The 14,555-nt window shown below is 63.2% G+C and carries 11 protein-coding genes; 1 reads left to right on the top strand and 10 read right to left on the bottom strand.

The window, feature by feature from the left end:
• Window positions 1-64 precede the first annotated feature (64 nt).
• The 8 genes from AC1D11_RS01560 to AC1D11_RS01525 all read right to left on the bottom strand — a co-directional run bounded on the left by AC1D11_RS01560 (window position 65) and on the right by AC1D11_RS01525 (window position 8,177).
• Complete coding sequence (locus AC1D11_RS01560) at window positions 65-460, bottom strand: hypothetical protein (RefSeq protein ID WP_477649251.1); 396 nt, start codon at window positions 458-460, stop codon at window positions 65-67.
• Window positions 461-498: 38 nt separating this feature from the next.
• Window positions 499-1,950 carry an aldehyde dehydrogenase family protein gene (locus tag AC1D11_RS01555; RefSeq protein ID WP_477649250.1) on the bottom strand — a complete coding sequence of 484 codons (1,452 nt, stop codon included), beginning with the start codon at window positions 1,948-1,950 and terminating at the stop codon, window positions 499-501.
• Window positions 1,951-1,969: 19 nt separating this feature from the next.
• The gene (locus tag AC1D11_RS01550; RefSeq protein WP_477649249.1) at window positions 1,970-2,980 is read right to left on the bottom strand and encodes an amidohydrolase family protein; all 1,011 of its coding nucleotides are present in this window, start codon (window positions 2,978-2,980) and stop codon (window positions 1,970-1,972) included.
• A 30-nt stretch (window positions 2,981-3,010) separates the two neighbouring features.
• Entirely contained in the window at window positions 3,011-3,955 is a 945-nt protein-coding gene (locus AC1D11_RS01545; protein ID WP_477649248.1) for a YncE family protein, read from the bottom strand.
• 62 nt (window positions 3,956-4,017) lie between these two features.
• Window positions 4,018-4,935 (bottom strand): dihydrodipicolinate synthase family protein, encoded by a 918-nt coding sequence (locus tag AC1D11_RS01540; RefSeq protein WP_477649247.1) that lies wholly within the window; start codon window positions 4,933-4,935, stop codon window positions 4,018-4,020.
• Between the two features lie 5 nt (window positions 4,936-4,940).
• Window positions 4,941-6,113: an L-rhamnonate dehydratase gene (locus AC1D11_RS01535; RefSeq protein ID WP_477649246.1), complete on the bottom strand. Its 1,173-nt coding sequence runs from the start codon at window positions 6,111-6,113 to the stop codon at window positions 4,941-4,943.
• Window positions 6,114-6,145: 32 nt separating this feature from the next.
• Window positions 6,146-7,183, bottom strand: a complete 1,038-nt coding sequence (locus AC1D11_RS01530; RefSeq protein ID WP_477649245.1) for a 4-hydroxythreonine-4-phosphate dehydrogenase PdxA — start codon at window positions 7,181-7,183, stop codon at window positions 6,146-6,148.
• A gap of 31 nt (window positions 7,184-7,214) precedes the next feature.
• On the bottom strand, window positions 7,215-8,177 hold the full coding sequence (locus tag AC1D11_RS01525) for a Bug family tripartite tricarboxylate transporter substrate binding protein (protein WP_477649244.1): 963 nt from the start codon (window positions 8,175-8,177) through the stop codon (window positions 7,215-7,217).
• A 121-nt stretch (window positions 8,178-8,298) separates the two neighbouring features.
• Between AC1D11_RS01525 and AC1D11_RS01520 the strand changes: the two genes are divergently transcribed.
• Window positions 8,299-9,246, top strand: a complete 948-nt coding sequence (locus tag AC1D11_RS01520) for a LysR family transcriptional regulator (RefSeq protein ID WP_477649276.1) — start codon at window positions 8,299-8,301, stop codon at window positions 9,244-9,246.
• 206 nt (window positions 9,247-9,452) lie between these two features.
• Here the strand turns inward: AC1D11_RS01520 and AC1D11_RS01515 are convergent, their stop codons facing one another.
• Together AC1D11_RS01515 and AC1D11_RS01510 are read right to left on the bottom strand one after the other, a co-directional pair.
• Window positions 9,453-10,901, bottom strand: coding sequence for an efflux transporter outer membrane subunit (locus AC1D11_RS01515; RefSeq protein WP_477649243.1), 1,449 nt, complete (start codon window positions 10,899-10,901; stop codon window positions 9,453-9,455).
• 11 nt (window positions 10,902-10,912) lie between these two features.
• Entirely contained in the window at window positions 10,913-14,200 is a 3,288-nt protein-coding gene (locus AC1D11_RS01510; protein ID WP_477649241.1) for an efflux RND transporter permease subunit, read from the bottom strand.
• Window positions 14,201-14,555 lie beyond the last annotated feature (355 nt).

Raw genomic sequence — 14,555 nt, 5'->3', positions numbered from 1 at the left:
GACACGCAGGGTTATCCGGTTGAGCGCCAAACCCAGGCCATTGAGTAGACATGGGAATGCGCTTTCATGGCCAACTGCATTCCGTTTCACCGCGGAGCATATGCGATGCCAGCAGCCACAGCGCCACCGGCAGCAGGATCGCGGCGGCAACGACTTCCGAAAGAATCGTCACGTTGGCTATCAAAGGGTGTAATTCAATGGGGGCCAGGGCGTAGTGGCCCAGGCCGTCAAAGCCCAGAGCCGCATAGACGGCCATCAGCGCCAAGCCGATGGCCATCAATTTTTTGCGGATCAATAGCAACCCCAACGCCCCCACGGAAGTGATCGCCGCCCACACCGCATAGACCTGCGCGCGCGTAAGCCACGCCGGCAGGTTTGGGTACTCGCAGATGAACTCGGCGTTGTGGCTGAAGTGCCCGAAACTGGTGAGGAAATAAGCCGCCGTCAGTGCCAGCAGCACTTTGAACGACGGTGTCATCCGCATCACTGGTGCCATGTTCAAGCCAGCGTATACGCCGTCTTCACCGTCGTGAAAAACTCCTGCGCATACTTGCCTTGCTCACGCGGGCCGTAGCTGGATCCTTTGCGGCCGCCGAACGGCACGTGGTAATCCACGCCGGCGGTCGGGAGGTTCACCATGACCATGCCGGCCTGGCTGTGGCGCTTGAAGTGGGTCGCGTATTTGAGGCTGGTGGTGGCGATGCCGGCCGACAGGCCAAACGGCGTGTCGTTGGCGGTGGCCAGGGCGGCTTCGTAATCCTTCACCCGGATGATGCTGGCCACGGGGCCAAAAATTTCTTCGCGGTTGATGCGCATGCCGGCGGTGCTTTCGCTGAAAAGCGCAGGCGTCATGAAGTAGCCTTCGGCGCCGCTGCCAGTGTGGCAACGCACGCGGTCACCGCCAAATGACAAGGTCGCGCCTTCCTGCTGGCCGATGGCGATGTAGCTTAAGTCCTGCTCCAGCTGGGCTTGTGAAGAAACCGGGCCGATGTCGGTTCCGGCAGTCAGGGCGTCGCCCACCTTGATGCGGGCCATGCGTTCCTGCAGCGCCTTGACGAAATCAGGGTAAATGCCTTCGGTCACGATGAGGCGGCTCGACGCCGTGCAGCGTTGTCCGGTGGAGTAAAAAGCGCTCTGTGCGCTGAGTTCCACGGCCTGGGTCAGGTCGGCATCGTCCAGGATGACCTGCGGGTTCTTGCCGCCCATTTCGAGCTGCACCTTCTTGAGGTTTTTCGCGCAAACCTCAGCAATGCGGCTGCCCACACCGACCGAGCCGGTAAAGCTGATGGCATTGACGCCCGGATGGTTGACCAGCGCATCGCCGATGACGCGGCCGGGGCCCATCACCAGGTTGAACACGCCCGCCGGAATACCCGAGCGCGAGATGATCTCGGCCAGGGCCCAGGCGCTGCCCGGAACCAGGTCTGCCGGCTTGAGCACCACGCAGTTGCCGAAGGCCAGCGCCGGCGCAATCTTCCAGGCTGGGATGGCAATGGGGAAATTCCACGGCGTGATCAGGCCGACGACGCCCACGGGTTCACGCGTGATTTCCACTCCGATGCCGGGGCGAACCGACGGCATGGTTTCGCCACCCAGGCGCAGGCATTCGCCGGCAAAAAATTTGAAAATGTGGCCAGCACGCGTAGCCTCGCCAATGCCTTCGGGCTTGGTTTTTCCTTCTTCTCGCGAGAGCAGGGTGCCCAACTCTTCGCGGCGCGCCAGGATTTCAGTGCCGATCTTGTCGAGTGCATCCGAACGGGCCTGAATGCCCGAGGTGGACCAGGCCGGAAAGGCGGCCTGCGCGGCCTGGACCGCGGCATCAAGCCCTGCCGCGTCGGCCTGCGTGTACTCGCCAATGACGTCGGCGAGGTTGCTGGGGTTCAGGTTGGGGCTGTAGCTGCTGCCGGCCAGCCATTGGCCGGCGATGAGGTTGTCGTGTTTGGTGGTCATGAGGTGGCTCCAGAAGAAATCAGGGTTGATCAGGGGCGAGAGGGCGCGCAGGTTGTGGGGGTGCCACAGGCGACGCCACATCAATCGCATAGAAACGCAAGGCGTTATCGCACATCATCGCATGTTGCTGGTTTGCCGGCAGGTGGCCCAGCATGCCGGCCACACTGCCAACCAGGTCCGGATAGTTTATGCGCAGGCCCGCCACCGGAAAGTTGCTGGCAAACATGCAGCGTTGCCAGCCGAAAATGGCAACCGTTTCGCGCACAATGCACGCGTTTTCGTGCCAGTCCCAAGGCTGGCCGCGCAGGCCGAACTCGGAAAGCTTGACGTGTACGTTTTCCTGCCGTGCCAGCGTTTCCATCCAGCCGCGCCAGCGCGTCAGGCCTTCTTCGCTGCGGTCCCAGGCAAAGCCGTGGTGGTTCAGGGCGATGGGTACCTTCGGAAACATCGCTGCCACGGTGGCCGCCTCGGGCAAGTGCCAGGCGGGCACGCGCAGGTCCCACCGCAGGCCGAATTTCTCCAGCAATGAAAAGCCGCGCAGCCAGTTTTCGTGTTGCATGGTGCCTGCCTGCCCTTTGACGCTTTGGTCCGCTGCAGTAGATGTGACGGGTTTGCTGCGGATGCCGCGCACCAGCGGAAACTGCGACTGCGCGAGGAGGCATTCCCCGCTATCAGGCCGGTCAAACCAGGCGTGCGCCACGATGGCGTTCGGAAACCCGTGCATGGCGTGGACCTCATGCAGCCATGCAGTTTCTGCAACCTGCTCAAGGCGGCTGCGCTCGGCTTCCACATGCACGGTTGCCAACACGTCGCAAGGCCCTACAGCGGCCCGGTAGTCCGTTGCGAGGAAATCCCGGCAAATCGGCCGGTAGTCGCCGAGGAAGAAGGCGCCAGGATCGTACGCTTCCTGCAACCAGGGGTAGTGGCCTTTCGACAGGTCCCACAGGTGGTGGTGTGCGTCGACGACGGGCCCTGTAAACGCCTTCACAGGTGCGGGCAGTGAGGTGGGCGATGTGTCTGTGCTCTTCATGAACCGGGAGTGGATACAGACCTTGCTGAATCAATGCCGCCAGACGTAGGACGAATCCGGCTCACGCAGCGTCCTGATTTCCTGCTCGAACGCAAAGCTGTCCAGATTGAGGCGGCGCACCGTCTCGTCCTGAAATGAGATATAGACCGCCCGGTCCACCGGGTGAAACGACAAGGCCAGCGGGTTGCTGGGTAAGGCAAAGCAGCGCTGCTCCTGCAGGTCCAGGCCGAATATCGACAGCGAATGCTCGCCCGAGTTGGTGGTGAGCAGCAAGTCCTGGCCAAGCGCACCCTGGAAACGGTAGACCCGGTTGGGGTCGCGCCGTGTCTTGCCCGACGCCACGACTTTCATGCTGGCCGTGTCGACCGCGACGATGGTGTCGTCGCCCCGGTTGGCCACGTACAGCAGCGACTCATCAGCCGACAGTACGTTGCCTTCGGGCACGGGGCCGGGCATCATCGCGACCGGTGCGAAGGTCGGATCATTCGGCTTGATTTTGGTGACGGTGTTCGACAGCAGGTTCAGCGCATACGCCGTCTGTGCATCTTTCGTCAGCGCGAACAGGTGGGTTTTGTAGCCGCCCGAAGACACAGCCAGGTCCGGTACATGCACCTTTGCCGGGTCCGAGAATCGCAGCAATACGTTGTGGGCTTCAGACATCACAAACAGGCGGCCCTGGCCGTCCACTGTCAAGCCATGTGGCCGGTAATACGGCCAGAGGTTCAGGGTGGTCACATGCTCGCGTTTGTCCAGGTCAATCACAAAGACCGAATGCCCCCCAGCGTCTCCGAGATGGCTGGCGGTTTCGATGCCATAGTGGCCCACGTAAGCAAGCCGGCGCACCGGGTCCACCGTGAACTCGTGCGGAAAGTTGGGCAAGACGATGTGTTCTTCCGCCTGGCCGGTGGCCAGGTCGTAAAAGCTGAAGGTATGGGCGCATTTCTGCACCAGCAAGAGTGTTTCCCGAAGGGGCATGGTGGTCCTGAAGAGGGGAGAGCCGGAGAGGAAACAGGGGGGGGCGCGGGCGGCAAAGCCGCTTACTTATTCCAGCGTAGCACCATCGGGTCCAGCCGTCGGGCTGTCTCGAGAAGGCCTTTGCGCACCTCAGGGTGCATGGCGGGAAACGGATGGCGCGGCGCCTCGCAGGCGATCACGCCGCCTTCCTTCATCAAGGCCTTGGCCGTCAAGATGCCGCCCTGGCGGTTTTCATGGTTGATCAGCGGCAGCCAGCGTGTGTATTCGGCAATGGCTTCATCCCGCTTGCCGGCGACCCAGGCATCCATGATTTTTCGAATGCCGTCCGGATAGCCGCCACCTGTCATCGCACCGGTGGCGCCGGCTTCCAGGTCGGGCAGCAGGGTAATGGCTTCTTCGCCGTCCCACGGGCCTTCAATCGTGTCGCCGCCCAGCCGGATCAACTCACGCAGCTTGGAGGCCGCACCCGGCGTTTCGATCTTGAAGTAAGCGACATTGCGAATCTCTTTGGCCATGCGCGCCAGGAAGGTCGCCGACAGCGCGGTGCCGCTGACAGGCGCGTCCTGGACCATGATGGGAATGTCGATGGCGGCCGACAGCGTGGCGAAGAACTCATAAGTCTTTTCTTCTGTCACGCGGATGGTGGCACCGTGGTAGGGCGGCATCACCATAACCATGGCCGCGCCCAGGTCCTGCGCGCGGCGGCTGCGTTCGGCGCATACCCGGGTGCCGAAATGCGTGGTCGTCACAATCACCGGCACGCGGCCCGCCACGTGCTTGAGGATGGCAGCGGTGAGGACTTCACGCTCATCATCGGACAGCACGAATTGCTCGGAGAAGTTGGCCAGGATGCACAGGCCCGTCGAACCCGCGTCGATCATGAAATCAACGCAGCGCTTCTGGCTTTGCAGGTCGAGCTCGCCCGCATCGGTGAAAGTGGTGGGAACCACCGGGAACACGCCGGAGTATCTTGCTTTCATGCGGCTCATTCGACGATGTTGAAGTCTTTGAGGAACTCGGTCTTCATCGTCAGGCCCAGGCCGGGCTTGTTGTCGTCGAGCTGCAGGAAGCCGTTCTCCGCCACCGGCTCGCCGTCAAAGATGTAATAGAACAGCTCGTTGCCGACTTCCACGTCGAACATCGGGAAGTACTCGCTCATGGGTGAGGCGAGGGTGCTCATGGTCAGGTGGTAGTTGTGCATCTGCCCCGCGTGCGGGATCACCGGCACGCTGTAGGCCTCACACAGCGCATTGATCTTGTGCGCCGCCGTGATGCCGCCCACGCGGTTGGTGTCGTATTGCACGACCGACACGGCCTTTTTGTCGAGCAGCTGCTTGAAGCCGTAAAGAGAAAACTCATGCTCACCGCCCGAGATCGGGATGCTGGTGAGCTGGTTGAGTTCGGCATAGCCGTCGATGTCGTCGGCAATCACGGGCTCTTCGAGCCAGCGCAACTGAAATTTCTCGAGCTTGGGCAACATCCGCTTGGCGTATTCGAGGTTCCAGCCCATGTAGCACTCCATCATCAGGTCGTTGTCATAGCCGATGACTTCGCGGATCGCTTCGACCGCCTTGAGGTTTTCAGACACGCCCTTGGTGCCATGCGCCGGGCCGTAGCCAAAGCGCGACTTGAACATGGTGAAACCCTGGTCCAGGTATTTTTGCGCTTCGTCCTGCATCGCCTTGATGTCGGTGCGGTAGAGCTTGGAGTAGTAGCAGGGGATTTTTTCCTTGGTGCGGCCGCCCAGCAGCTTGAACACCGGCTTGTTGACCGACTTGCCCAGGATGTCCCAGATCGCCAGGTCCACCGCCGAGATCGCGGCCATGGTCACGCCCTTGCGGCCCCAGGCGTGGGTGCTGCGGTACATGCGCTGCCACAGGTATTCGTAGTCCCAGGGGTCCTGGCCCAGCACCAGCGGCGTGAGGTACTGGTCGATGATGGCTTTGGCAATGTGCGGCGCCAGCGCCACGTTGCCCAGGCCGACGATGCCGTCGTCGGTTTCAATCTCGACCACAGTCCACGAGTGAAAGCGGAAGGTGCTCATCGACTCGGTTTTGGAGTAAACCAGGTCCATCGCGTTGGAGCAGAAGTTACCTTGGGGTGGAACGGTCTTGCCCTTCCATTCGAACACGCGTGCACGGACTGATTTGATTTTCATGTTGGTTCTTTGAGAGTAAAAGAAGAAGGGACTCAGGCGTTCAGTTGCAGACGTGCTGCACCCATGCGTTGGGCAATACGGAAAGCATTGAGCGTGGCATTCACATCCGCCATGCCCTGGCCGGCGATGTCATACGCCGTGCCATGTGCCGGTGTGGTGATGGGCACCGGCAGGCCGCCTTGCACAGTGACACCCTTGCTGAAGCCCATGAGCTTGATGGCGATCTGGCCCTGGTCGTGGTACATGGTGACGATGGCCTGGTACTGGCCGGCCTGCGCCTTCAGGAAGATGGTGTCGGCCGGGAAGGGGCCATCTACGGGTATGCCGCTGGCGCGTAGCGCAGCCACCGCCGGTTCGATGATGTCGATCTCTTCGCGTCCGCAAACACCGCCGTCGCCGCCGTGCGGGTTGAAGGCTGCCACCGCTACTTTTGGGCTGTTGTTGCCGCTGGCCTTGAGCGATACGTGGATCAGCCGGGTGGCGTCCATGATGCGTTCCTTGCTGAGCATGGCTGCGGCGTCTTTCAGCGGAATGTGCGAGGACACACGTGCCGTCCACAAGTCGCCCAGCGTGTTGAACTCGCAGAAGTAGCCGGTCACGCCCAGGTATTCGGCAAAGTGGTGCAGCTCGTCTTCGTGCTTCAGGCCGCCCAGTTTCATGGCCTGCTTGTTCAACGGGGCGAAGCAGATGGCATCGACCTCGCCGCGCTTGGCGCCGTCCATGCAGAGGTTGAGCACCTGCAGCACCGCCGCGCCGCAGGCGGCCTGCGCCTGGCTGCGCTGTACTTGCGCTGGTTGAATCGTGTCTGTGGCCAGGAAGGCCGGCAGGCGTGTGTCGGCGCGGCCCCGCACCTCGGCCAGGCTGGCCACGGCTTGCGTTGCGACCTTCTGTTGGGCAATGTCCTGGCCTTGCTGCCAGAGCCAGGCATCACCCACCAGCACGATGTTGGCGCCTGCCGTGATGCCGGGCTGGCTCAGCAGCCGGGCAATCAGCTCGGGGCCTATGCCGGCCGCGTCGCCCAGTGTCAGGGCGACGACAGGCACCGGTTCTGTTGTCTGCTGTTTGCTCATGGCGTCTTTTCCTTGTGCTGGATCATCCGGATCAGTCCAGTTTGATGTTTTTCTTGGCGATCAGGTCACCATAGCGCTTGTTCTCGTCATTGTGAAATTGCGCGAACTGCGCCTGCGTCATCGGCGTCAGGTCCGCGCCGATGGCGCCCAGGCGGGTTTGTGTTTCGGGCATCGCCAGGACCTTGGTGACCTCGGCGTAGACACGCTCCTGCACCGCCTTGGGCGTGGCTGCCGGCATGTAGATGCCGTACCAGGCACTCATCTCGACACCCTTCACGCCGGCTTCCGCCATGGTGGGCACGTTGGGAAGCTGCGGGTTACGTTTGGCGCTGGCCACCGCCAAAGGTTTGATGCGGCCGTTCTTGATCTGGCCGATCACCGAGGGCATGGTGTCAAAGCTCAGCTGAACCTGCCCGCCGACCAGGTCGATCAGCGCCGGGCCGCTGCCGCGGTAGGGAATGTGCGTGATGAAAACGCCGGCCTGGTCCTTGAAGAGCTCTGCCGCGATGTGTTGCGTGCTGCCCGAGCCGCTGGTGGCGTAGTTGAGCTGTCCAGGCTTTGACTTGGCCAGCTTGATCAGCGATTGCACCGAATCTACCGGCAGGGCGTTGTTGACCACCAGCACATTGGGCACTGCGCCGACAAACACCACAGGCACCAGGTCCTTGTTGTTGTCATAGCCGAGTTTCAGCAGGTGCGGGGCAATCGCATGCGCGGTCGAGACGCCCATCAGCAGGGTATGGCCGTCGGTGGCCTTGGCCGTCAGGTCGGCCGCCAGCGTGTTGGAAGCGCCGGGGCGGTTTTCGACCACGACCGGCTGCTTGAGCAGGGGGCCGAGCCGGTCCGCTACTGCGCGGGCCATCGCGTCGGTGCCGCCGCCCGGGGCCGAGCCCACCAGTATGCGTACCGGCTTGCTGGGCCAGTCTTGTGCAAATAGCGGGGCGTGGGCGGCAAACGTGCACGCCGCTGCCAGCAAGGCAGGCAAATATTTCATGGTTGTCTCCGTCATCGTTATGAATCAATGCGGTGATAGTAGGGAAGACAACAGTTAACGTAAATTGAAAATCCATGATTATTTGATAATCTATGGTTATCAATTGAATTGGCCACCCTACATGCCCAACGCCTCACTGATTCCCCAGCTTCTCAACCGCCTGCGCATGCGGCAGGTGGCCCTTATCCTGGCTGTAGGCGAACACGGTACCTTGCGCAAAGCCTCCGCGGAACTGGGCATGACACAGCCGGCCGCCACCAAGATGATCCAGGAGCTGGAGTCCGCGCTGGGCCAGCGCCTGTTCGAGCGGGTGGGGCGCGGGCAAAAGCTCACGCCGGCCGGTGCCAGCGTGCTGCGTTATTTCCGCGGCATGCGCGGTTCGGTCGAGTCCATGACGCGTGAACTGGCCGAACTGCAGCTGGGGAGCTCGGGGCGGGTGTCGGTCGGCAGCATCATGGCGCCTTCGCCGAATTTGCTCACGCGGGCCATCATCGCGCTGAAAAAAGCCTACCCGCTGCTGTCGGTCGACGTCATGCTGGACACCAGCGACCGGCTGTTCGAGCTGCTGCGCGAAGGCGTGCTCGACGTTGCCATTGGGCGCATTCGCGACGAGCACCGGGCCGACTACGCCTTTACCCCGCTTGAAAACGAGGCGCTGGCGGTGGTGGCGGGGGTGCACCATCCGCTGGGGCAAAAGAAGGTGGTGAAGTTTGCCAGCCTGCTGGACTACCCGTGGATACTGCAGCCCAAGGGCAGCCCGATGCGTGAGGTGCTGGAGCAGGAGTTCCGCATGCTGCAGGCGCCGACGCCCAAGGGCCTGATCGAAACCGCGTCCATCCTCACCACGACCAACCTGATTGCCGAAACCGACATGGTGGGCGTCATGCCGCAGTCGATTGCCGAGAACTACGCCCGGCACGGCCTGCTCAAGATCCTGCCCTGCTTCATCCAGCACAAGATGGAAGCGTTTGGTTCCATCACCCGCAAGGACAGGCCGATGAGCGACGCGGCGCGGTTTTTCCTGGCAGCGCTGCATGGGCGAGAGGCTACAGGTAAGCCTTCGGCCTAGGTATTGACGTTGTGGATGCTATTGTTTTGATAGCTGCTCGCGCTGGTTATGTAAGGGCTGCAGCCTCTTTCTTTTGAGAAATTCAAGAATATTCTCCGTGCTGTCAGCGCGTTTTTGCCGGGAATTAATAAAGAAATCCGGCTCCCGACCAATAAGGACGGGCGCGAGCAGCTATCAAAATAATAGCAAATCGGGAGACACCCGGGCTATTTCGAGGCCTGCCAGCCACCACCCAGCGACTGGATCAATGCCACCGCGGTGGTCTGGCGGTCAGCCATGGCTTGCACCAGTGCGCGGCGCGCGCTCAGCGCGGTGGCCTGGGCGGTGATGACTTCCGTGTAGCCCACCTGGCCGCTGCGGTAGCGGTTGAGCACCTGCTGCTCGACCTGGTCGGCGGCCTGCGACGCCTGGCGGCGCAGCTCCTGCTGGGTCAGCAGCACGCGGGTTGCCGACAGCTGGTCTTCCACATCCTGGAAGGCGGCCAGCACGGCCTGGCGGTAGCGCGCCACCGCCTGCTGGTGGGATGCCTCGGCGCCCTCCACGCGGGCGCCGGTGGCTCCCGCATTGAAGAGCACTTGCGCGGCCGAGATGCCGATGGACCAGACGCTGCTGGAAGCCTTGAACAGGTCCGCCACCCGGCTGGCGCCCTGGCCCGCCGATGCGCTCAGCGACAGGCTGGGGTAATAGGCGCTTTTGGCGATGCCGATCTGTTCATTGGCAGAGGCCACGCGGCGCTCGGCGGCGGCGATGTCGGGGCGGCGCTGCAGCAGCTCGGACGGTATGCCGACCGGCACGTCAGGCACCGAAGGGTTCCAGGCTACAGGGGCAATCGAAAAATTGCCGGGCGCTTCGCCGACCAGCACCGCGATGGCGTGTTCCAGCTGGGCGCGCTGGCGCACCAGGCCGGCGTCGTCGGCCTGCGCGTTGGCGAGCTGTGTTTGCGCCTGCAACACATCGGTTTTGGCCGCGATGCCGGCGTTGTAGCGGTTCTGCGTGATGTCCAGCGCGCGCTTGTAGCCGTCGATCGTGTCCTTGAGCAGCGCCTTTTGTGCGTCTGTCTGGCGCAAGGACAAATAATTGGTCGCCAGTTCACCCTGCGCCGACAGTTTGGCCGAGGCCAGGTCGGCGGCGCTGGCCTGTTCGCTGGCTTTCGCGCCGTCCACGGTGCGGCCCAGACGGCCCCATACGTCGGGTTCCCAGCTGCCGCCAATGCTGAGCTGGTAGTTGTTGCCCACGCGGCCACCGACATTGTTGCCCGTCGTGCTGCTGCTACTGCTGCCCGAGCGGCTGGCGCTGCCGTCCAGCGAAACCGTCGGGAACAACGACGCCCGCTGCTCGCGCACCAGGGCGCGCGCCTGCGCGTAGGCTGCAACAGCCACCGCCACGTTCTGGTTGGACACTTCCACACGCGATGCCAGCTGGTCCAGTACCGGGTCCTTGAAGAGCGACCACCACGGGCCGCGTTCCAGCGTATCGGCGGGCGCGGCCGGAACCCAGCCTTGCGCTTCCTTGTAGGTGCTCACGTCGACCGTGGCCGGGCGCTGGTAGTCGGGGCCGACTGCACAGCCGCCGACGGCAAGCGCCAGCGCAGCACACAGCAGGTGAAGCTGAAAGCGTGAACGGTGTGCGGGGTGGGCATTGGAAAAGTGGTTCATGGCGTTGTCAGTCATTGCAGTTGGAGCGGGGCGCCGGGCGGCGCGTCGGTCTCGTCAGGGTGGCGGCTGAGCTGGCGCTCGGCAGGGCTGCGCCGGCGCAGCTTGTCCATCAGCACATAGACCACCGGCGTGGTGAGCAATGTCAGCAACTGGCTGGCGATCAGCCCGCCGATGATGGCGATGCCCAGCGGGCGGCGCAGCTCGGCGCCTTCGCCGAAGCCGATGGCCAGCGGCAGCGCGCCCAAAATGGCGGCCAGCGTGGTCATCAGGATGGGGCGAAAGCGCAGCAGGCAGGCTTCGCGCACGGCCTCAATCGCGGAAAGGCCACGCGCCCGCTCGGCTTCCAGCGCGAAGTCGATGATCAGGATAGCGTTCTTCTTGACGATGCCGATCAGCAGGAACAGGCCGATCAGCGCGATGATGGAAAAATCCAGCTTGAACAGCAGCAAGGCCAGCACAGCGCCCACGCCGGCCGAGGGCAGGGTGGACAACACCGTGATGGGATGCACCAGGCTTTCGTACAGGATGCCCAGCACAATGTAGATCACCACCAGCGCCGCCAGGATCAGCAGCGGCTGCTCGTTTTGCGATTGCTGCGCATTGAGCGCCGTGCCGGAAAAACTGCCGCGCACGTTGTTGGGCAGCCGGATGTCGGCTTCCGCCTGGCGCACCGCGGCCTGGCCGTCGCTCAGTGTGCTGCCATCGGCGAGGTTGTAGGAAACCGTGGTGGAAAGCTCTCCGTCTTCGTGGCTGACCGAAGCGGCGGTGGGGTTTTCGCTGAAGGTGGCAATGGCCGACAGGGGCACCATGGTGCTGGCCGAGGCGCTCAGGACCTGGCCCGACGAAGAGTCGCGCAGGGATGGATTGGCCACAGAGGTGGCGGTGGCCACCGTGGCTGCAGCCGGGGTGCCGGTGCTGCCGGTATTGTTGGTGCTGTTGGCTGTGCTGCCTCCAGCTCCCTTGGCCGGCACGTAGATATCTTTCAGCGACTCGGGGCTGCGGGTGTAGCGCGGCGCCACTTCCATGATCACGTGGTACTGGTTGAGTTCGGCGTATATCGTGGCCACCTGGCGCTGGCCGAAGCCGTCATAGAGTGCGTTGTCCACATCGCGTGAGCTGATGCCCATGCGCGCCGCGCTTTCCTTGTCCACGGTGACCATGGTCTCCACGCCGTTTTCCTGCTGGTCGGTGTCCACGTCGGTCAGGGCGGGCTGCAGTTTCATCTGGTCGGCCAGGCGTGTGGCCCATACACGCAAGTCGGCCGCGTTGTCGCTTTTGAGCGTGTACTGGTAGGTCGAATTGGTCTGGCGGCCACCGCCGCGCAGGTCCTGCACGGGGTTCAGGAAAAGGCTGACCCCGGTCACCCGCGCCAGCTGCGGGCGCAGCCGTGCAATCACGGCCTGGCCAGCCACGTCGCGTTGCCCCACCGGCTTGAGGTTGATGAACATGAAGCCTCCGCCCGCGCGGGAACCGCCGGTAAAGCCCACCACGGTGTCCACGGCCGGATCGGCACGGATGATGTCGACCAGCTGCTTGAGCTTGGCCTGCAGCGCCTGGAACGAAATGCTGCGGTCGGCACGCAGGCCGCCGTTGATCTGCCCGGTGTCCTGTTGCGGAAAGAAGCCTTTCGGCGCCTTGACGAAGAGAAAGCCGTTGAGCCCGACCACCGCCACCAAAATCAGCATCACCAGCAACTTGCTGTGCAGGGCCCAGTCCAGGCTCACTTCGTAGCTGCGGTGCACGCGGTTGAAAGCGCGCTCGAACCAGCGCCCCACAAAAGCAAAACGCCCGGGCTTCTTCTCGTGCGCGTCAGGCCTCAGCAGCCAGGCGCACATCATGGGCGTGGTGGTCAGCGAGATGACCAGCGAGATCATCACCGCAGCAGACAGCGTGACCGCGAATTCGCGGAACAGCCGGCCCACCTGCCCACCCATGAAGAGCAGCGGTATGAACACGGCCACCAGCGACAGGCTGATTGACAGCACGGTGAAGCCGACCTCGCGCGCACCCAGCAGCGCGGCCTTGAAACGGTCCATGCCGGCCTCGATGTGCCGGCTGGTGTTTTCCAGCACCACGATGGCGTCGTCCACCACGAAGCCGGTGGCCACGGTGAGCGCCATCAGGCTCAGGTTGTTGAGGGAAAACCCAAGCATGTACATCACACCGAAGGTACCCAGCAAGGAGACGACGGTGGCCACGGCCGGGATGATGGTGGCACGGGCGCTGCGCAGGAAGGCGCTGACCACCAGCACCACCAGAACGATGGAAATCAGCAGCGTGACTTCGATCTCGTGCAGCGAGGCACGGATGGAGTTGGTGCTGTCGGATGCCACCTGCAACTGCACATCCTGCGGCAGGGCGGCCTGCAGCTCGGGAATCAGGGCGCGCACGCCGTCGACAGTGGCAATCACATTGGCATCCGGTTGGCGCGTGACCAGCACGATCACCGCCGGCTCGCCGTTGAAAAGGCCGAGTGTGTTGATGTTTTCCACACCGTCCTGGACCTCGGCCACGTCCTGCAGCCGGATGGCGGCGTTGTTGCGCCAAGCCACCACCAGGTTGCGGTAGTCGGCGGCCTTGAGCCCGCCGCTGGCGGTGTTGGAGCCTGAGTAAATCTGGAAGCGCTGGCCGTTGCCTTCGATGGCACCCTTGGGCCTGTTGGCGTTCGATGCCTGCAGGGCGGCACGCACGTCTTCCATGGCGACGCCATAGCGGTTGAGTGCAAACGGCAGCAGTTCCACGCGCACGGCCGGCAGCGAGCCGCCGCCAAGCTCCACATCGCCGACCCCAGGTACCTGGGCGATTTTTTGCTGCACGAGGTTGGAGACCTCGTCGTAGATCTGGCCCGGTGAGCGCGTCCTGGACGTGAGCGCCAGGATGATGACAGGCGCCGAAGCCGGGTTGGCTTTGCGGTAGGTCGGGTTGCTGCGCAGCGTGGCGGGCAGGTCGGCACGCGAGGCGTTGATGGCGGCCTGCACCTCGCGCGCTGCCGCGTCGATTTTTCGGTTCAGGTCAAACTGCAGGCTGACACGGGTTGAGCCGTTGCTGCTGTTGGACGTCATCTCATTGACGCCCGCGATCACGCCGAGGCGCCGCTCCAGCGGCGTCGCCACACTGCTGGCCATGGTGGAGGGACTGGCTCCCGGCAACGAGGCGCTGACCGAGATCACCGGGAAATCCACTTGCGGCAGCGGTGAGACCGGCAGCACGAAGAATGCGGCGATGCCTGCGAGGGCCAGGCCTATGGTGAGGAGGACTGTGGCTACCGGGCGGCGGACGAACGGTTCGGAGAGGTTCATGGCAGGTCTCCGCTACCAGGGAGGCGCTGGTCTACGGGAGTGCTTTTTTTTGTGGCCTGCTTTTTTGCCAGGTTTCGAGGCCTGGGTTGCCGGCAGCAAGTAACTTTCTTTTGCTTCGCCAAAAGAAAGTCACCAAAGAAAAGGCGACCCTGGTTCCTGCGTCCCCTTCGCTGCGCTACGGGGCAACCTGCGGTGCTCGGCTCAGGCGGGGTCTCGCTCGAACTCGCCTTCGGCTCAGACAATCGCGATCCCTGATCCGCCTGAGCCTGCGCTCCTCGGCGCATACACAAGGGGCAATCGGGAGCGGGAGCCAATACCAACAAGGACACGCCGTGGCGTGTCCTTGTTTCTTCCT

The organism is Polaromonas sp. P1_E11, from assembly GCF_056405995.1.
Note: the sequence above shows the minus strand (reverse complement) of the source record. Positions and strands in the feature narration are given on the sequence as shown.